The 17,235-nt window shown below is 53.7% G+C and carries 19 protein-coding genes; 15 read left to right on the top strand and 4 right to left on the bottom strand.

Annotated elements, in window-relative coordinates; genetic code table 11:
* Positions 1-20: 20 nt before the first annotated feature.
* Together TPRIMZ1_RS0108635 and TPRIMZ1_RS0108630 are read left to right on the top strand one after the other, a co-directional pair.
* Positions 21-698: a hypothetical protein gene (locus tag TPRIMZ1_RS0108635; protein ID WP_420082994.1), complete on the top strand. Its 678-nt coding sequence runs from the start codon at positions 21-23 to the stop codon at positions 696-698.
* Between the two features lie 11 nt (positions 699-709).
* Complete coding sequence (locus TPRIMZ1_RS0108630; RefSeq protein WP_010257852.1) at positions 710-1,372, top strand: hypothetical protein; 663 nt, start codon at positions 710-712, stop codon at positions 1,370-1,372.
* A gap of 2 nt (positions 1,373-1,374) precedes the next feature.
* On the opposite strand, the gene TPRIMZ1_RS0108625 is transcribed toward TPRIMZ1_RS0108630, so the two are convergent.
* Positions 1,375-4,101 (bottom strand): hypothetical protein, encoded by a 2,727-nt coding sequence (locus tag TPRIMZ1_RS0108625; protein ID WP_010257850.1) that lies wholly within the window; start codon positions 4,099-4,101, stop codon positions 1,375-1,377.
* Between the two features lie 146 nt (positions 4,102-4,247).
* On the opposite strand from TPRIMZ1_RS0108625, the gene rpsP reads away from it, so the two are divergent.
* Genes rpsP through TPRIMZ1_RS0108560 form a run of 13 tightly spaced genes read left to right on the top strand, consistent with a single transcriptional unit; the run spans position 4,248 to position 11,229 of the window.
* Positions 4,248-4,496: a 30S ribosomal protein S16 gene (gene rpsP / locus TPRIMZ1_RS0108620; protein ID WP_010257848.1), complete on the top strand. Its 249-nt coding sequence runs from the start codon at positions 4,248-4,250 to the stop codon at positions 4,494-4,496.
* A 53-nt stretch (positions 4,497-4,549) separates the two neighbouring features.
* Positions 4,550-4,783, top strand: coding sequence for a KH domain-containing protein (locus tag TPRIMZ1_RS0108615; protein WP_010257846.1), 234 nt, complete (start codon positions 4,550-4,552; stop codon positions 4,781-4,783).
* A gap of 20 nt (positions 4,784-4,803) precedes the next feature.
* Entirely contained in the window at positions 4,804-5,310 is a 507-nt protein-coding gene (gene rimM / locus TPRIMZ1_RS0108610) for a ribosome maturation factor RimM (RefSeq protein WP_010257843.1), read from the top strand.
* Positions 5,307-6,086: a tRNA (guanosine(37)-N1)-methyltransferase TrmD gene (gene trmD / locus TPRIMZ1_RS0108605; RefSeq protein ID WP_010257839.1), complete on the top strand. Its 780-nt coding sequence runs from the start codon at positions 5,307-5,309 to the stop codon at positions 6,084-6,086. Before rimM ends, trmD begins: the two co-directional genes overlap by 4 nt.
* The gene (gene rplS / locus TPRIMZ1_RS0108600) at positions 6,083-6,493 is read left to right on the top strand and encodes a 50S ribosomal protein L19 (RefSeq protein WP_010257836.1); all 411 of its coding nucleotides are present in this window, start codon (positions 6,083-6,085) and stop codon (positions 6,491-6,493) included. The genes trmD and rplS overlap by 4 nt, the downstream gene beginning before the upstream one ends.
* Before the next feature lie 43 nt (positions 6,494-6,536).
* Positions 6,537-7,496: a hypothetical protein gene (locus tag TPRIMZ1_RS0108595; RefSeq protein ID WP_010257833.1), complete on the top strand. Its 960-nt coding sequence runs from the start codon at positions 6,537-6,539 to the stop codon at positions 7,494-7,496.
* A gap of 5 nt (positions 7,497-7,501) precedes the next feature.
* On the top strand, positions 7,502-7,747 hold the full coding sequence (locus tag TPRIMZ1_RS0108590; protein ID WP_010257831.1) for an EscU/YscU/HrcU family type III secretion system export apparatus switch protein: 246 nt from the start codon (positions 7,502-7,504) through the stop codon (positions 7,745-7,747).
* Positions 7,744-8,949 (top strand): HD-GYP domain-containing protein, encoded by a 1,206-nt coding sequence (locus TPRIMZ1_RS0108585; protein WP_010257830.1) that lies wholly within the window; start codon positions 7,744-7,746, stop codon positions 8,947-8,949. The genes TPRIMZ1_RS0108590 and TPRIMZ1_RS0108585 overlap by 4 nt, the downstream gene beginning before the upstream one ends.
* Positions 8,939-9,295 (top strand): YraN family protein, encoded by a 357-nt coding sequence (locus tag TPRIMZ1_RS0108580; RefSeq protein ID WP_010257828.1) that lies wholly within the window; start codon positions 8,939-8,941, stop codon positions 9,293-9,295. The genes TPRIMZ1_RS0108585 and TPRIMZ1_RS0108580 overlap by 11 nt, the downstream gene beginning before the upstream one ends.
* On the top strand, positions 9,292-9,501 hold the full coding sequence (locus TPRIMZ1_RS0108575) for a hypothetical protein (protein WP_010257825.1): 210 nt from the start codon (positions 9,292-9,294) through the stop codon (positions 9,499-9,501). Before TPRIMZ1_RS0108580 ends, TPRIMZ1_RS0108575 begins: the two co-directional genes overlap by 4 nt.
* On the top strand, positions 9,473-9,964 hold the full coding sequence (locus tag TPRIMZ1_RS0108570; protein ID WP_010257823.1) for a hypothetical protein: 492 nt from the start codon (positions 9,473-9,475) through the stop codon (positions 9,962-9,964). Before TPRIMZ1_RS0108575 ends, TPRIMZ1_RS0108570 begins: the two co-directional genes overlap by 29 nt.
* Positions 9,925-10,710: a 5'-methylthioadenosine/S-adenosylhomocysteine nucleosidase gene (gene mtnN / locus TPRIMZ1_RS0108565; RefSeq protein WP_010257821.1), complete on the top strand. Its 786-nt coding sequence runs from the start codon at positions 9,925-9,927 to the stop codon at positions 10,708-10,710. The genes TPRIMZ1_RS0108570 and mtnN overlap by 40 nt, the downstream gene beginning before the upstream one ends.
* 42 nt (positions 10,711-10,752) lie before the next feature.
* Positions 10,753-11,229: an S-ribosylhomocysteine lyase gene (locus tag TPRIMZ1_RS0108560; protein ID WP_010257819.1), complete on the top strand. Its 477-nt coding sequence runs from the start codon at positions 10,753-10,755 to the stop codon at positions 11,227-11,229.
* Positions 11,230-11,241: 12 nt separating this feature from the next.
* On the opposite strand, the gene TPRIMZ1_RS0108555 is transcribed toward TPRIMZ1_RS0108560, so the two are convergent.
* Genes TPRIMZ1_RS0108555 through TPRIMZ1_RS0108545 form a run of 3 tightly spaced genes read right to left on the bottom strand, consistent with a single transcriptional unit; the run spans position 11,242 to position 17,071 of the window.
* Positions 11,242-11,613, bottom strand: coding sequence for a hypothetical protein (locus tag TPRIMZ1_RS0108555; protein WP_010257817.1), 372 nt, complete (start codon positions 11,611-11,613; stop codon positions 11,242-11,244).
* 26 nt (positions 11,614-11,639) lie between these two features.
* A complete protein-coding gene (locus tag TPRIMZ1_RS0108550) occupies positions 11,640-12,320 on the bottom strand; it encodes a fructose-6-phosphate aldolase (RefSeq protein WP_010257816.1) in 681 nt (226 codons plus the stop codon).
* 47 nt (positions 12,321-12,367) lie between these two features.
* Positions 12,368-17,071 (bottom strand): adenosylcobalamin-dependent ribonucleoside-diphosphate reductase, encoded by a 4,704-nt coding sequence (locus tag TPRIMZ1_RS0108545; protein ID WP_010257814.1) that lies wholly within the window; start codon positions 17,069-17,071, stop codon positions 12,368-12,370.
* Positions 17,072-17,235 lie beyond the last annotated feature (164 nt).

The raw sequence follows: 17,235 nt of genomic DNA, 5'->3' as shown, positions 1-17,235 counted from the left end.
CCCGAATAGTTTTTTTGGCGGTGTTTTTTGTTTCTGTTCTTACCGCCCTTCCCCTGGGGGCAGAGACCACTCCGGAACTTCCAGCGAAGCTCCCCGCGGAAAAATTTACCCTAGCCTTTCGGGGCTCTGTTCTTATCTTTCCCGAAGATAACGGCCTGGACTCGGATTCCGGACCTATCCTGCCTTCCGCCGGCATCTCGGCGGCCTGGCTTCTGCCTCTGGTTAAATCCCTTCAAATAGAGCTGTCCCTGGATTTTTACGGTACCTATTACGCCTACAGTTACAAGCTGGATCGGACCATCCCGGCCAATCCGGAGAACCGTTCCGCCTTTGTGATCGGTTCCATCCTGGGTGTCCAGGCTTTAAAGACCTTCCCCCTTACCGATACCCTGCGTCTCCGTGTCTACGGCGGCCCCGCAGCGGATCTGCGTATCTGCCTTATCGCGGATGGACTTGAAGGCGAGGATGAAAAGGATGCCTCCAAGCAGACCAGTGACATTGCCGCCTATTTCTGGGGCCAGGGCCGCTGGTTCATGCCGGTTATCGGCACAGGCATGGACTTTACCGTAACAGAAAAGTTACGCATGGGTTTAGACCTCCGGGTCTGGTTCCCGATCTACCGTCTCTGGACCGGCGAGTCCCTGCCGTCTATTGAGGGCTGGCGATTTGGTGCCGGGCTTAGGTTCAGTGTGCTATAATGGAGTAGACGATGACTAAGACTAAACCGGCGTTCGGTATCCTCATATGGTTTTTCCTGGCCCCCTTCGCTTTGGCAGCGAATCCTCCGGATTCGACGAATCCTCCGGACCCGTCGGATCCTCCGGACACCAATACCCTGCTGGACACTATACTGGAATCTGCAAGTCCGGTGGATCCGACGGATGAAGATTTCGAAGATGAGGATCTCCTCATGGACATTAACCCTGAGATGACCGTCTATTACGATGATAGGAACGAAGCGGATTATGTGGAAATACGGACGGCGGAAAAAATCGAAGAGTACCATTATCTAAGTCATATCAAATACAGCGACCTTATTTTTGTCCTCAGCGATCTCCTCCGCAGAATCACCCAGGACGGCTACCAATGGTCCTCGGTTCCTGCGGTTTCCTACGAAAAGAGTGAGGAGGTAGTACTCCTGTACCGTAAGGATCTGGTGAATGACATTGTGTATGGAATCGTACAGTTTCCCGACTTTAAAGTCTGGTTGAGCGGTATCCGGAAGCAGGATGCGGAGCACCGGTTCAACGCCGGGAGCGGCCGGGATATGATGACCCTGGTATTTTCATTTGCCTCCTGCCTGGCCCAGGCGGAGCAAGAACTGGGCATTAAACAGCTTGATTATACGATGAAGTTTTTTAAACAGGACTAACCCTATATCAGCTTATGTTCCTTCGCAGCCCGGCTAAGCGCTCCGTTCCAGTAATGACGGGAAAGGAAAGACCTGTTTATATCCGCATCGTCAATGCGGCTGGCCCTGCGCTGAAGGCGCTTGTAGGCCATGCTGACGGCGGTGTCCATGTCTACCTCAAGGGCCCCGGATTCACCAAGGATACAATAGTAGGCGAAAAAGTAAAAAGCGCTGTTGGGATCCATATCGGAAAGCCGTTCATCCTGGATAATCAACTCTATGCTGCGGCGGGCATCCTCACGACCGGCCTTGCCCAGACGGCAGAGGGCCAGAGCGCGGTAGGCGGAAATCATGGAGGACCGGAATTCCTTTAGCGAAAAGAGCAGCAATTCTCCCTGGAAAAAACCGCTCCGCCAGTCGGGCTGCTCAATAAAGAGGAATTCCTGATCCGGCAGTTCACCCAGGAGCCTGTCCGAAAGTTCTACGGTTCTTTGGTAGTCCCCTGCTAAATAGGAAGCTTCAATTTCAAAAAAACGGGCGTCAGTATTTGGAAACTTCGTTACAAGCGGTGCGGGGATTTCATCACTTCCAAGAAAAACTGCAGACCGGTAGGCCCAAGCTTCCAGGATATCCACCGCCGCTTCCGGGAGGGCGCTAAAGGGATTGTGCCGCAGCTCAGCGAACATATCCAGGGACTCCTTGTACCGGCCGGATTCAAAGAGGAGTTTTCCCCGGAGAAACCGTGCCCGGTCCGCCCAGGCGGAGAGCCCCGCACTGAGGGCGGTCTCCTCCGCCTTGAGGGCCAGCCGTTCCGCCTTGGCGATATTACCAAAAAGAAATTGCGTAGCGGCGGCATAATAGGCGGATAGGGCGTATTCCTCAAAATCTTCGGATTTTTCCGCCTGTTCCATGGCAAAGGAAAAATACTCAATGGAGTCGGAGAGCCGCCCCTTGGACAGGTTCACCAAGGAAAATAAACGGTATGCCTGGGCGAGCCCTCTGTTGCCGGGCAGGCCCTGGCTTATGTGCATGGCTTCCTTTATCAGTTCTACGGCCTTGTCCGTATCGTGGATCCCCAACTTATAGGAGCTCACATAGGAAAGGAGTCGCACCTTATAGGATGGAACTTCTTCCTCCGGCGGCGGCTCCCCAAAAGCGGCGCTTATATCCCCATCATTTCCCCAGAGTAAGCTTTCCAGGGTCCGAAAAATATACAGTAACGCCGGTATGTGGGAGGACCCAACAAGTTCCTCAAAACGGGATTCCTCAATAGACCTCCGCAGCGCCCCACAGGTTCCGTTTATCAAATCCCTCCGCAGCGCTTCCAGGGCCAGTTCCTCGGAGGCTGGAAGCCCTAGATCCGTCAGAGCTTGGAGTAACTTAAACCCGGGGCGCAATTTCCCGGCTTTAACCAAGGCGAGGAGACGGTTCTGTACCATCTTTTGTATCCGATCCTTGCCGTCCCCCAGCCTCCTTTCTCCCGGTAGAGGATCCTCGGTAATTTCAAGGAGCCCCAGGGAAACAAGCATATCCAGCGCCCGGGAAATCATAGCAGGATTTTTCCCCTCCTCCTCAAAAAGCCGGAGAAACAGGAAGGGCGGAAAATATTGTCGGAAAAGGGCTGCCGCATAGGCTATCTCCCACAAATCCTGGGGGATCTGTGAAGAATCTGCCGGGGACGCCAAAAATTCCGGGGATACCCGCAATATCCGGGGGAAAACTGCTGCCCAACTCCCCAATACTGGTTTAGACTCCGCATCAGGATCCCCCGATGCCGGCGCGCTCAAGCAGGTTCCGTAAATGTGCACATCGGTATTCTCAGGATTATTTAAACCATAATAATCGATAAAGACCTGTGCTGCCGCCGGATTCGCCAGATGGATGTCCTCCAGGAGGATCACCGGACTAATTCCCCGGTTTAAGGCAAGGCCGATATAATTTTCCAGGAGTATTCGCAAAAAATGACCGGTTTTCCGGATCGCAAAGGGGGTAAATTCATCTTCAAGACGTTCCTTAAAAATAAAAGCCCCCATGGCATCCAGGGTTTCCAGCTTTTCCGGGGGGATAAGGTTCCGGATAGGAGGGCTTAAGGCATCGGTGATACAGCTCAAACCGGTTCCACCGGAACCGAAACGGATAACCAGGGGGGGGTAATCGCCCAGGATGGTCCCGGCATACCGGGAAAGGGCTTCCCGCTTGCCAATATAGCCGGGGCCCATCAGTACCACCCTCCGGCCATTGCCCTGGCTTAGGACGGATTGGATCTGTTCGCCGTAGGGGGAACTTAAGGCCCCGAGCCGAATAAGGGTTTTTAGCTCCCGTATCTGCCAATAAGTGGAAAGCAGCGTCTCCACGGCATCGTTACCGGGGGGCTCGTCAAAAACCACATAGGGGTCCAGCAAGCGCCGCAAAGGTTCGGAACACCAGATCCCGGTACCACCGGAAATACGGGACAGTTGACGGAGCATAGCCGAGCCATCCTCGGCAATATCCTGGCCAAAGATACAGGCATGTCCATAAAGTTCTGAATCGGTCCTTTTGAGGGCCTGGAGAACAGCTTCCAGAACCAGACGTATATCCAAACCGAACCCTATGGTATTCTCATCAAAAGAAGCGGTGATACAGCGGTGTTCCGCTCGGACCTTGGCCCCGGATGTCTCCGCCGCCCGAATAATGGCGTTTTCCAGGGAAGTGATCAGACTTGGTCTGGTACGGCGAAGTTGAGACTGAAATTGTAAGGAAAACAACATCTGCATCATGAGTTAATATATGGATAGTCCAGAAAATGGAGAGCGTCAAGGGCGTTAATTTGGTCCTGTATAATTGACTAAAAATGATCTACTTCGTATAATAGCATTTCATGCTCTCGGATAGAGGGCAACATAGGAGGATCTTCATGAGCGCCAGAATACGGCTCAAGAAATTCGGAACTAAGAAACGCCCCTATTACCGCATTGTGGTTATCGATAAACGGGCGCCTCGGGACGGCATAACAATCGAAGAATTGGGATATTATCACCCCATTGAAGCGGAAGATAAGCAGATTGTATTCGATGCGGATAGGGTTAAGGTTTGGCTTCAAAACGGAGCTACCGCAACCGATACGGTTCGCAGGATCCTGAACAAGAAGAACATCTCCTTATAATTTTTGTTTTAGGGGACTTTTAGTCCCAAGGGACTTAGGTCCCAGGAGTGTCTATGGAAAAGGATCTGGTTGAGTACATTGTAAAATCCCTTGTTGATGATCCCGCTTCGGTTGAGGTAACGGTGGTGGAGGGCGAAAAGTCTACCATCCTGGAACTGAGAGTAGCGGCGGGGGATATCGGTAAGGTTATCGGTAAACACGGCCGTATCGCTAAGGCAATAAGAACCGTTCTCCAGGCCGCCACCGCTAAAGACGGGAAACATGCGGTTTTGGAAATCCTGGACTGACACCAGCGTCCAAACCGGAAATGATCGAACAATTTGTGGTAGCCCTGGTGGGCGCCCCCTTCGGCATTAAGGGTTTTGTAAAAACAAAGCCCCTCTCGGGAGAGTTGGAACATCTGGAACAACTTGAAACGGTTGTTCTCCGCCGGGAAAACCACGAAACCCTATTTCATATAGAAGAAACCCAGATCATCGGCGCCTCCTTGGCAATGAAATTCCGGGGAATTGATACGCCGGAAGCTGCCAGGACCCTTTCCGGAGCGGAAATCCTTACCGATAGGGACCACGCGGCGCCCCTGGGTGAGGATGAATACTACGTTGAGGATCTGCGGGGTATACCGGTTACGGATCCCCAGGGTACGGTGCTTGGGGAAATTCGGGACGTACTTGAAGGCGGCGGGGGTCAGCTGATAGAGCTGAAACTTAACGGCGGGGAACTTCGGCTGGTCCCCTTTAGAAAAGAATTTTTTGGTGAAGTAGATACGGTAAAACGCCGGGCGGTTCTGCTGGAACAGTGGATTTTAGAATGAAGTATACGGTGCTGTCCCTCTTTCCGGAAATTATCGACGCTTATTTTGCCAGTTCCATCATGGCCAAGGCGGTAAGCCGGGGCATTGTGGAATACCGGCCGGTGAATATCCGGGATTTTGCCCTGGATAAGCATAAAACCTGCGACGATGCCCCCTATGGAGGCGGCGCGGGAATGTTGATGCTGCCGGAACCCCTGGGCCGCGCCCTGGAATCCGTAGGCGCCAGGCAACGTTTGGCAGAATCAGCGGCAGCAGGCAGCGCCGGACGAAGTTCAGGCCGCGTTATATATTTAAGCCCCGGCGGTCGGCCTTTTACCCAGGATTTGGCCGTAGAACTAGCCCGGGAGGAAGCGTTGATCCTCCTCTGCGGCCGGTACGAGGGGATAGATCAGCGTATCATCGACACCTATGTGGATGATGAAATTTCCGTTGGGGATTACGTGCTTTCCTCCGGGGAAGTGGCAGCCCTGGCGCTGATAGACGCTACATACCGGCTGGTGGATAGGGTAATAACGGCGGAGTCACTGGAAGAAGAGAGCTTTTCCGGGGGTCTCTTGGAGTATCCCCAGTATACACGGCCGGAAGTTTATGGTATGCTTCGGGTTCCGGAGCTTTTGCTTTCGGGGCACCATGAAAATATACGGCGTTGGCGCCTGAGAAAACGGGTCGAAAAAACCCTTGCCCTGCGGCCGGATTTAATCCGCCGGGGGGAAGAGATTGACCTCTTCGATGGAGAGACCCGTAAACTTATACAGGAACTAGGGGGAGAAGGATGAACGAGATACGGGCCATAGAAGCCTCCCAGATGAAGGATGAATTGGACAATTTCAAGGTCGGTGATACCGTTAAGGTTCATTTCAAGATCGTTGAAGGAAAGACCGAACGTATCCAGGTATACGAAGGCCTGGTGATTGCCATGAAAAATTCCCGGGTGGGACAGACCTTTACGGTGCGGAAAAATTCCTACGGCGTCGGGGTTGAACGGGTATTCCCCATTCATTCGCCCCGGGTTACCCGGGTGGAATTGACCCGCGCCGGCCGGGTACGCCGGGCCAAGCTCTACTATATCCGGGACAAGATCGGTAAGGCCGCCAAGATTCGGGAACTTATCGTCAAAAAACACGCCAAGACCGATGAAGCTGTACCCGAGAAAACCACGGCAACTGAAAGCGCCCAGAGCTAGATCTCTCCCGTTTTGACGGGATGGTCAAGGAGAATTCCCTGCTATGAAGCTCGGTGGGCCGGAATTTGTTGCGCGGGGAACTTCGTTGCAAATGGCGGAACATCCTGTAGGGCGTTTCGTTGATACCGGAAATGTCGAAGCGCCTCGTTCCGGTGTCTCCGCCGAAGGGGACCCTTCGGATATGGTTAGGATTGCTGCGCCGGATTTTAAGGAGCTCACCCTTTCCTTAGGGCTTCCCCAGGACAAACTTACATCATCCCTGCTTTCTTTTATAAAGTTTTTTTCCTTACCTCTGGACCCTAAGCTTATCCAACAACTCCGTCAGGAAGTACTGTCCCTAAAGCCTGCCCAAGTCCGGTCCGGCGCTCAGGCTGCCGCCGCCACTGCGGCTAAAGGCATCGTTCTTAGCGCAGAAGCCCTGGCGAAGTATTCCGTTGCTATTGCCGGCGATGAGCATGATGGCGGCGCGGGACCGGAAGACGGCGCAAGCCAGGGCAGCGGGACTGGCCGGGATGGGCAGGACCGCAGCGAAACCGGGTTCCACAGCGGGGCAAAGCACAAAAACCAGGACGGTTTGAACCCTGAGCAGTTACGGGCTATGGTGGAGAGGATCGAAGGGGAGGCGCCCCTTCTGGGTATCCTGAATAAACTTCCCGGGAAAGACGGGCGGCGCTGGATTGTCCTGCCCTTTTCGTTCAACGCCGAGGGTGTTGATTTTAAGGTGTCGTTGAGAATATTATTAGCCGATAGCAATACTGTTCCCTGGAAAGTAGAATGTATTGCCCTGAATGTGGCGGCCGGACACGATGGTATCCAAGATCGCTGGGCCTTTACCCTGGAGGATGCGGTACTTCCCGCGGCTATTGGCAGCGGGGTTCCGGTTTTTGCCCGGGCTCTTGTTAGTGTCTACCCTCCCCCGGAACATCCTGCAGCCTTAGAGGGGAAATTACAGGAATTACTGGGAACTGTTGCGAAGAAAATTACCCTGATTGAAGAGGTATAAAGCCGGTGAAAAAAGCCTCCGCCCTTGCCTACTCCCCGGATATGCCTGCCCCAAGGATCATAGCCTCGGGACAGGGCAGGGAGGCTGAGCAGATCATCGCCATAGCCCGGGAGGCGGGGATTACCGTGGTGGAAGACCCCGGCCTGGAGGCACTGCTTAACGCCGGAAAAACCGGGGACTATATACCCGAATGGTGCTGGGATACGGTGGCGAAGATATTGGCATTTGTGATCGCGAAGGAAAAGAGATGAAACAAATCCCGGTACATGATTTACGGGAAGGGTTGGTATTCTCTCACCCCATTTATATCGAAAAAAACAGTATGTTTGTACCCGCGGGAATGGCGGTGCGGCAAAAGGATATCGACCGGCTTCAAGACTGGGGCATCGAGATAGTGGAAACCGACGGGGTACCCCTGGGGGAAGACTTGGCGGAGCGCCCCACCCCGCCGCTTAAACAGGAAATTTCGGCAATGAGCAATGCGGAATGGGCTGCCGTACGGGATGACCCAAAAAAAATCCTATCCCTGGCGGACGTAAAGGAACCCAGCGGATCCTACCGTAGTTATACCGGACTTATCACCTGGTTGGCCCGGGTGTTCTCTTACATTTCCAGAAAGGTTCCTACGGATATTCGTTTTATAGACGGCATTACCCAGCGGATACTCAAAACAGTCCGGGAAGAGCGGGATGGTTTTATCAACTATATCCTGGGCGGCGAGGTACGGGGCAATGAATTTGCCAAGAGCTCCATCAATACGGCAATACTCTGCGCCCACATTGGCATAGAAATGAAACTTCCCAATCACCGGATTATACAGACCATCACCGGAGCGCTGCTCCACGATGTGGGGATGCTCAGGCTTCCCCCGGATCTGATCAATAAGACAGGTGGCCTGTCAAAGGAAGAACTCTATCACATACAAAGCCATACCCTCTACTCCTATAAAATCGTCCATGAAGAACTGGCCTACCCCGAAGAAATGGGGGCCCTGGTATTGCAGCACCATGAAAACTGGGACGGATCGGGCTATCCCCAAGGGCTGGCGGGTGAGGAAATACACTTCGGCGCCCGTATAGTCTCTGTGGCGGACGCCTTTGAAGCCATGGTCAGCCAAAAACCCTACCGCAATTCCATACTTGGTTACCAGGCCATGAAAAACATCCTGGCGGACAATTCCCGGCGTTTTGGACCGGATGAGCTTAATGCCTTTATCAAGATCATGGGGATATACCCCATAGGGTCCATCATCCTTCTGAATAACGGCTCCATGGCCCGGGTTGTGGAAGTCCGGAAAGATGCTCCCCTTCGGCCGAAGATCGCCATACTGGTGGACATAACGGGAACGGTTTATAAGCAGCCCCAGGGGGAGCTTATCGATTTATTAAACGAAAAAAACCTTTTTATCGTCAGGGCAATCAACCCCAAGGAATTGACAAAGGATGCCATCTAAAAGTTCTAAGGGCCGGGAGGGGGAAAACAGGGCGGCGGAAGCCCTGGAAAAGAAGGGGATGCAGATAATTGCCCGGAATTTTCGTTCCCGAACCGGGGAAATCGATATTATCGCCCAGGAAAACGAGACAATCGTATTTGTAGAGGTAAAAACCTGGACCCATTATGGGTTTGAAGACCTTCGCTTAGGGATTGATGAAAAAAAGCAGCGCCGAATCATAGAAACAGCTAAGTATTTCCTTCTGGAACATCGAAAATATAATGGAATGGGTATCAGATTTGATGTGGTTTTTATAAGCCCTACGAATATTGTCCATCTTGCATCAGCGTTTATGGAGCGTGTATGATAAGGGTACAGCGGAAAATTCCGCTGGCAATTCAGCCGGAAAATCAGGCAGGAGTCTCACGGTTAGAGCTTTTAAGGGCTAAGGTAAATAGTGAGGACTATCTTTACGAAGCGATTCAGCGCATGGCGCAGATCCTGAGTAATGAGCTCCTGGGTATTCCGCATGGGGGGATGTTTCATGAGCGGCAGCGGAAGGGGAGGAAATAACCGCCGGGGTTTTCGGCGAGGTAAGGATAAAGACAAAGAGAAAGAAAACTGGAGCAAAGACGGGAAGAAGAAGGGGGGTGATAATCTCCGTTTCGATAAAACCCGGGGCATCATGGTTGACCGGCCCAAGTGGGTCCCACCGGCTGTGCCCACCGAACCGATTCCGGTTCCCGACTGCCCCTATTGCGGAAAGCCTATCAAGGATCTTTCTGCAGCCCTAACCGATAAGACCAGTGGAGAGGCGATTCACTTTGACTGTGTGATTGCCCGGCTGGCGGAAAACGAAAAGCTGGAACAGGGAGACGCGGTTACCTACATCGGCGGCGGTCGTTTCGGCGTGGTTCACTTTACCAACCCCAACGATACCCGGGGGTTTACAATCAAAAAAATAGTTGAATGGGAAGATAAGGAAAACCGGGCGGAATGGCGGAAGTCCTTGGCGGATCATTTCTCCATCACTTAATTTTTTATTCGTTGTATGAAAGCGAGGTAACCATGATTGGTATTATTGGCGCCATGGAGGACGAGGTAACCTTGCTCCGCTCCGCCCTGGTGGATATCCATACCGAAATTATCGGGGGCTATGAATTTTACTCCGGCGTTCTGGAAAAAAAACCGGTGGTGCTTCTGCGCTGCGGCATCGGCAAGGTTAATGCGGCGGTGGGCTGCGCACTCCTTATAGACCACTATAAGCCGGAGCTGGTGATCAATACCGGGTCCGCCGGGGGCATCGACCCCTCGCTCAGCTTTGGGGATGCGGTGATCTCCAATGGGCTGGTCCAGCACGATGTGGACGTTACCGCTTTTAACTATGCCCCGGGCCAGCTTCCGGGTATGCCCCCGATATTTACGGTTCCCGAGGACCTGATACGCCGGGGGGAAGCGGCGGTGGACAGCCTGAAACAGGAGGGGATACTGCCGCCGGAATTTAACCACGTGCGGGGCCTTATCGGTTCCGGGGATGTGTTTATGCATGAAGCGGATCGGATTGGTGAGGTCCGTAAAACCTTCCCCGCCATACGGGCGGTGGAGATGGAGGGGGCCGCCATAGCCCAGGCCTGCCACCTCTTTTCGGTCCCCGGCCTGATCATCCGGGCTATTTCGGATATCGCCGGCGCGGAATCGCCGGTTACCCACGACGAATTCCTGCCCATTGCGTCAAAACACTCCGGAGAGATTGTGCGGCGTATCGTACGGGACTGGAATTAAAACAAAATATCGTAGATTATTATTCCCATAGGAGATATCATAATGGAAAAAATTGCCAGTTTTCAGATTGACCATATTCGCCTTCTACCGGGGCTTTATGTATCCCGGCAGGATAAGTTCGGAGATACCATACTTACCACCTTCGATATGCGTTTTAAACAGCCCAATAAGGAACCGGTGATCGATATGCCGGCCCTGCATACCATTGAACACCTGGGGGCGACCTTCCTACGCTCCCATAAGGACTGGGCGAACAAGACCGTTTATTTTGGGCCCATGGGATGCCGTACGGGATTCTATGTGATTCTGGAAGGAAAACGGAGTTCCACCGAAGTTTTGCCCCTGATCATAGAACTAATGGACTGGATCCAAGCCTTTGAGGGGGACATCCCCGGGGCCGCCCCAGGGGAATGCGGCAACTACTCTGAACAGAATTTGAATATGGCCAAGTGGGAAGCTGCTCGGTACGGGGCGCTGCTGAAAAAAGCGGGGAAGGAAAACCTGAACTACCCCGCTTAAGGGCGGGGACTTTTAGCGTTTTATCGTTATGGTAAGTGGATTGGGCTCATAGACCAGGGTTATGGGCGGTTTTGCCTTTGTACCTACCCATTTCCGTGTTTCCGCCTCGTACATCCGGGTGATCTCTAAAACAGATTCCGTTTCCCCATAGCTAAAAACACCCGAGTAGACGGGGACCCCATCTACTTCCTGGGACCAGGTTTCTCCCTTAAATATAAAGGTGCACCTTGCATCGGTGAGGGGATCGTAATAATCGTAGGGGCTAAGCTGATCAAGGGGCGTAGCCGCTTTACTCGAAGGCGTAGAAGCACAGCCGGCTAAAAGAATAGCAAGGACAAATGCAAGGGTTACCGCCATTGTGGGACCTATTCCTGTTTTTTTCATGAATTCTCCTTTTACATAGTATAGCCCTAAAGTTCCGTAATTGAAATATCTCCCTGGATTGAAACCCAGGCTTTATGAAAATCGTCAACCGCCGTTTTAATGATCGATATTCCAAAGGCGTCGTGGAGTATGTGGTCCGAGACGGTTACGCTGTGAGCCCCGGAAGCCATGGCGTCCGCAGTCTGGCGTATGTTCCGGAAACTGGCGGCAAGAATCATGGCCTTCATCTTTTCCCGGTCCAGCACATGCCGCAGGGTACGGATGGAATGGTCCGCATCAATGTCCATGTTCTTCATGCGGTTATAGTACAGGGCGATATAATCGGCCTCGCAGGCGGCGGCCATAAGCCCCTGGATCTGGGTGTAGATGGCGGTGGCGGTGATTCGTACGCCCCGCTTCCGCAGATACCCCATGGCCTTAAAGCCCTCCTCGGTGGAGGGAATTTTGATGAATACCCGGTCGTCGATTTTTTTCAGGATGGTTTCCGCTTCCTTAATGATACCCTGGGCGTCTTCGGCAATAACCTGAACGTGCAGGGACCGGTCGGGACCAATTATTTCCCGAATCTTCCTTAGGTGGGAGAAAAAATCTATTTTCCCTTCAAGCTCAAGGATGCTGGGGTTACTGGTTACTCCCGCAATGGGGAATAAATCAACGCACCGGGCTATGGCATTTAAGTTGGCGGTATCAAGCATAAACTCAATCATGAAATTCTCCTTTTTCTCCCCTACTCTATGCTAAAACCACCGTATTGTTAACTACACCCCGTGGTTCCTCCGCAGGTATCACACTTCATACAGGTGCCGTTCCGTACCAGGGTGAAGGAACCGCAGGCGGGACAGGGGTCACCCTCGTAGCCCTTGATACGGGCCTGGGCGATCTTGGCGGCGTCACTTTCGCCGGAGGAAGGCGCGTCCTTAGCGGTTTTCGCCGGCCCTTCTTTGTGCGCGGGGAACTCCGTTGCAAAATGTGTAGATTTTTCACGAAGGTGACGGGCGGCGCCGGGATGCTTGGCTTCCGGCGCCTCGTTTTTGGGGCTGTTATCCAGCAGATCCTCGGGTTTGATCTGGCCCAGGTCGGTACGTTTGAGATAGCTGATGGCCAGATCCCGGAAGATAAAATCGATAACACTGGTGGCCAGCTTTACATAATCGTGGCCCTGGACCATGCCGTTGGGTTCAAACTTGGAGAAGATAAAGGCGTCCACGTATTCCTCCAGGGGTACCCCGTACTGGAGCCCCAGGGAGACGGCGATAGCAAAACTGTTGAGGAGGCTCCGGAAGGCGGCCCCTTCCTTGTGCATATCCAGGAAGATCTCCCCCAGGGAACCATCGATGTATTCCCCGGTACGGATAAAGATGGAGTGCCCCCCAAGCTTGGCCTTCTGGGTATACCCCACCCGGCGGTTCGGCAGGGAACGGCGGCGGCCCCGGACATCTGTTGGAGCAACGGTCTTGTAGTCGGCCCGGCTTTCGACGGCGTGGTTCGGGCTTTCCAGTCCCCGCTCCAGGGCCAGGATGGTATCCGCCAGGGGATCCGTACCGGGGGCAAGGGCGGACAGGGGCTGGGAAAGTTTGGAACCGTCCCGGTAAAGGGCCACCGCCTTGAGGGCGCTCTTCCAGGAAAGCATGTAAGCGCCCTTCACATCCTCATAGCCCGCGTCGTTGGGCATGTTGATGGTCTTGGAAATGGCCCCGGAAATAAAGGGCTGCGCCGCGGCCATCATGCTGATATGGGCAGTCCAGGCTATGGAACGTTTGCCGTTTTTCCCCGAGGGGTTGGCGGTGTCAAAAACCTCTAAATGCTCCTTCTTAAGATAGGGCGCCCCTTCCAGCCCCATGGTTCCGCAGGCGTAAACTTCCGCCTCGTCAATATCGGCGGGGCTGTAACCCAGGTGCTTCAACAGGCTAAACCCCGGCAGGGACCAGGTGGATTCCGGTACCCGGAGGGTTTCTTCCACAAAGGCTTTACCTAAAATCCAGGGGTTAAAGACCCCCTCCAAGCCGGTGGCAGTCTTTACCGCATCCTCCACGGCAGCCAGGGCGGCGGGGCTAAAGCCCTTGGCTTCCAGGTCCTCCAGGGAAATCTTCGGAGCGCCAGCCAGAGTTTTGCGGCCCGTGGCATAGGCGATGATCCCGTCGATCTGCTCCGGGGTATAGCCCAGGGCTTCCAGGGCCGGGGGAACCGACTGGTTGATGATCTTGAAATACCCGCCGCCGGCAAGTTTCTTAAACTTGACCAGGGCAAAATCGGGTTCCACACCGGTGGTATCACAGTCCATCAAAAGGCCGATGGTTCCCGTGGGGGCTATGGCGCTGACCTGGGCGTTCCGGTAGCCGTGGGCGTTCCCCAGGTCCAGGGCACGATCCCAAGCAGCCCGGGCAGCCTCCAGAAGGTAAGCGGGACAGGCTTCGGCCTCTATACCCTTGGGCGGGGTATGCACCTGCTCGTACTCTGCCGCAGGGGCATTGTGGGCCGCCCGGCGGTGGTTACGGATCACCCGGAGCATGGCCTCCCGGTTTTCGCCGTAGCGGAGGAAGGGACCGAGACCGGCGGCCATGCGGGCGGACTGGGCATAGGCTTCGCCGGAAAGCAGGGCGGAAAGGGATGCCGCCACGGCCCGGCCTTCCGCGGAGTCGTAAGCCAGGCCCATGAGCATGAGCAGGGTACCCAGGTTGGCGTAACCCAGGCCCAGGGTACGGTACTCGTAGGAAAGCTGGGCAATCTTCGGCGCCGGGAACTGGGCCATGACCACGGATATTTCCAGGATGGTGGTCCAGATTTGGATGGCGTGGAGATACCCTGCTATGTTAAAGGTTTTACTTTGTTTGTCGTAAAGAACGGCCAGGTTTATTGAGGCGAGGTTGCAGGCCGTATCATCCAGGAACATATACTCCGAGCAGGGGTTGGATGCCCGGATTTCTCCACCCGCGGGACAGGTGTGCCAGTCGTTGATGGTGGTATGGTACTGGAGCCCCGGGTCCGCGCATTGCCAGGCGGAACGGGCAAGCTGGGTCCAAAGATCCCGGGCCTTCACGGTTCGGGCGGCCTTATGGTCAATCCGGTTTGAAAGCTCCCAGTCCTCATTGTCCAGCACCGCCCGCATAAATTTATCGGCAACCCGCAGACTGTTGTTGGAGGACTGGCCAGAAACGGTATTGTAGGCCTCGTCATCCCAGGCGGTGGTAAAGAGCCGGGGGTTCACATCGCCGTCACCCTGCTCAAGCCGGCGCAAAAGTTGGTAGAGGTAGGTGGGGGGTACCTTCTCCTTCAGGGAATTCCCCAGGGCTGCGGCAAGCTCGTGGTTTTTTTCGGCGTTGAACTTATCTTCCTCGGGTCCTCGCCAATCCGCCAGGGCCTTCTTAAGGGCATCCAGGTTTTTTTTAACCACCGCCGAACCGGTTACCATGGAGGCCACCTTATGTTCCTCCCCGGCCTTCCAGTCTATGTACTTCTCCACATCCGGGTGGTCTATATCCAGGGTGACCATCTTGGCCGCCCGCCGGGTAGTACCCCCGGACTTAATCGCCGAAGCGGACCTGTCCCCAATCCTGAGGAAGGACAGGAGCCCCGAGGAAACGCCCCCCCCGGAAAGCCCCTCCGCCGCCGCCCTGATCCGGGAAAAATTGGACCCCGTACCGGAACCGTACTTAAAGAGCCGCGCCTCCCGGGTAACAAGGTCCATGATACCACCGTCGTTCACCAGATCGTCCTCAACCGAAAGGATGAAGCAATTATGAACCACAATATTTCCCGCAAGAAAATTTCCACTTTTTGTCTGAATATCATAAACCGGCATTTCGCCCAGATATTCAATATGAACAATAGACTCAAGACGGCGGATCGGTAAAGCCTTTCCGTTGATACCGGAAGCCAAAGAAGCGGACAGTTTGCCCTGTTTTTCAATTGAGATAAAACCGATGAGTTCTTGAAACTTTTTCCGTTCGCTCAAGTAACCGATTATCAGGTGATAATAAGTATGCCGATCATCCCGGCTATCCTTACAGACCGATATTCGACTGTATATCCCTAAATTTGCCAATAGTTTTTGAGTATCGCCGATTAGATCCTTGGAAATACTCCCTAAAACTACATCAAAGGAATCGGTGGGCCCCTTATGGGAACGAACCGTTCCATCGGCTTGAAAAAGGGATCGTAAATACGCGGACGCAACTTCCCTGCCGCCATTGAGAATGGTCAATGGTATCCGTATATCAAGCCCACGGTTTAAGGCTTCATATTTTTCAATAAAGGGCCGTAATTTTTCTCCGTAAAGCCGAATTCTGCGAAGGCAAAGGTGTTCATTCAGGGTCTCTACCGGTGTGATATGATAGTGAACATCCTCAAATACGGCGCGAATGTGCGGTAAAAGAAATTCATACTCCTCATCATCGGCGGTCATAAATTCCAGCATCAATGAGCGGTTTGTACCATTTTCATATTGCCCCGCAAACCCATCTCCTGAAAGCCAACCCGCCAGAATCGCTTCACTCAGATTTTTTTTATTATCACTATTAACACTGTCATTGATTTCAGATATGCCGGTATTGGCGATCTGCATCACCCTCATCCCCGGTTGGAGTTTCCCCGCTTCGATCCATTCGAATGAACCGACGACGAAGTCGGGATTCCCTGCGGGGAGCCCTCCGGCTGAAACCGATGCCGGAAGTTCCGCAAAAACCCGATGGTCCGGAGTTACTTCCAAGGTATTCCCGTTTTTAAGAACGATACGGATCACCGGCTTAATTCCGTTTTCCTTTACCGCCAGAATTTCTGTGGTACCATCCTTGTCATAAACTACTGTTTTGACAGCACTCCTCTCCACCAGAACACCAATGGGAACCGGTCCTTGGGGTGTGCTAATGAGTGCATGATACGGAAGACACGCATGGGGCTGGGGCCGTTTATAGGCGCTGTCGGATTGCTTGAGCTTCCCTTCCTCCGGGTCGAAGTAGTAGTGCCCCTGGGCGGGGCCGTCTATGCCATACACGGCGTAAAGCCCGGTGTTGAACCACTGGGGACTGTTGGGAGCTGCAATCTGGCGGGCCAGCATGTAACAGGTCTCATCGTAGAAGGCCCGGGCGTCTTCCTCGCTGTCAAAATAGCGGCTTTTCCGGCCCCAGTCCATCCAGGTATAGGCTAGGCGGTGGAAAACCTGACGGCTGTCGTGTTCGGCGCCGTCTTCGGGAAGGGGAAATTCGGCGATCTTTTTAACTGCGCTGCCTGCGGCCCACTTTTTCCACTCCGCCCCCTTGTCCGCCGGGACTCCGGCCTTGCGAAAGTACTTCTGGGCTATGATATCCGTGGCGATCTGGCTCCAAAAGGAAGGGACAATCACCGTATCCTCTTCAAAAATAGCCTTCCCATCGGGGTTACGGATCTCGCTGCGCCGTTTTTCCCACTGAATATCCTTATAGGGTCCGCTTTGCGGATCCGTAAATAACCGTTCGATTTTCATAAGCCATCCTTTGTGCCGTACATATAGCGTGGCAATATTTATAGTACCCCATATAAAGGGGAGTTGCAAGGGGGACGAATGAGGAATTCAACCAGGGACCACTTGGTTGAATTCCGTCTCCGGCACTAAAGCAAAATTCCCACCGGCCCTGTATATCGTGCGGA

It is taken from the genome of Treponema primitia ZAS-1, from assembly GCF_000297095.1.
In the GTDB taxonomy this organism is placed as follows: Bacteria; Spirochaetota; Spirochaetia; order Treponematales; family Breznakiellaceae; genus Termitinema; species Termitinema primitia_A.
The sequence above is the reverse complement of the archived record's forward strand: the minus strand, read 5'-3'. Positions and strand labels throughout refer to the sequence as shown.

Excerpts from the sequence above, each read along its gene's own strand:
- TPRIMZ1_RS0108560 (WP_010257819.1), top strand. The coding sequence starts at position 10,753 with ATGGAAAAAATTGCCAGTTTTCAGATTGACCATATTCGCCTTCTACCG.
- TPRIMZ1_RS0108580 (WP_010257828.1), top strand. The coding sequence starts at position 8,939 with ATGCCATCTAAAAGTTCTAAGGGCCGGGAGGGGGAAAACAGGGCGGCG.
- rplS (WP_010257836.1), top strand. The coding sequence starts at position 6,083 with ATGAACGAGATACGGGCCATAGAAGCCTCCCAGATGAAGGATGAATTG.
- mtnN (WP_010257821.1), top strand. The coding sequence starts at position 9,925 with ATGGCGGAAGTCCTTGGCGGATCATTTCTCCATCACTTAATTTTTTAT.
- rimM (WP_010257843.1), top strand. The coding sequence starts at position 4,804 with ATGATCGAACAATTTGTGGTAGCCCTGGTGGGCGCCCCCTTCGGCATT.
- rpsP (WP_010257848.1), top strand. The coding sequence starts at position 4,248 with ATGAGCGCCAGAATACGGCTCAAGAAATTCGGAACTAAGAAACGCCCC.
- TPRIMZ1_RS0108555 (WP_010257817.1), bottom strand. The coding sequence starts at position 11,613 with ATGAAAAAAACAGGAATAGGTCCCACAATGGCGGTAACCCTTGCATTT.
- TPRIMZ1_RS0108575 (WP_010257825.1), top strand. The coding sequence starts at position 9,292 with ATGATAAGGGTACAGCGGAAAATTCCGCTGGCAATTCAGCCGGAAAAT.
- TPRIMZ1_RS0108545 (WP_010257814.1), bottom strand. The coding sequence starts at position 17,071 with ATGAAAATCGAACGGTTATTTACGGATCCGCAAAGCGGACCCTATAAG.
- trmD (WP_010257839.1), top strand. The coding sequence starts at position 5,307 with ATGAAGTATACGGTGCTGTCCCTCTTTCCGGAAATTATCGACGCTTAT.
- TPRIMZ1_RS0108570 (WP_010257823.1), top strand. The coding sequence starts at position 9,473 with ATGAGCGGCAGCGGAAGGGGAGGAAATAACCGCCGGGGTTTTCGGCGA.
- TPRIMZ1_RS0108595 (WP_010257833.1), top strand. The coding sequence starts at position 6,537 with ATGAAGCTCGGTGGGCCGGAATTTGTTGCGCGGGGAACTTCGTTGCAA.
- TPRIMZ1_RS0108550 (WP_010257816.1), bottom strand. The coding sequence starts at position 12,320 with ATGATTGAGTTTATGCTTGATACCGCCAACTTAAATGCCATAGCCCGG.
- TPRIMZ1_RS0108625 (WP_010257850.1), bottom strand. The coding sequence starts at position 4,101 with ATGTTGTTTTCCTTACAATTTCAGTCTCAACTTCGCCGTACCAGACCA.
- TPRIMZ1_RS0108630 (WP_010257852.1), top strand. The coding sequence starts at position 710 with ATGACTAAGACTAAACCGGCGTTCGGTATCCTCATATGGTTTTTCCTG.
- TPRIMZ1_RS0108615 (WP_010257846.1), top strand. The coding sequence starts at position 4,550 with ATGGAAAAGGATCTGGTTGAGTACATTGTAAAATCCCTTGTTGATGAT.
- TPRIMZ1_RS0108585 (WP_010257830.1), top strand. The coding sequence starts at position 7,744 with ATGAAACAAATCCCGGTACATGATTTACGGGAAGGGTTGGTATTCTCT.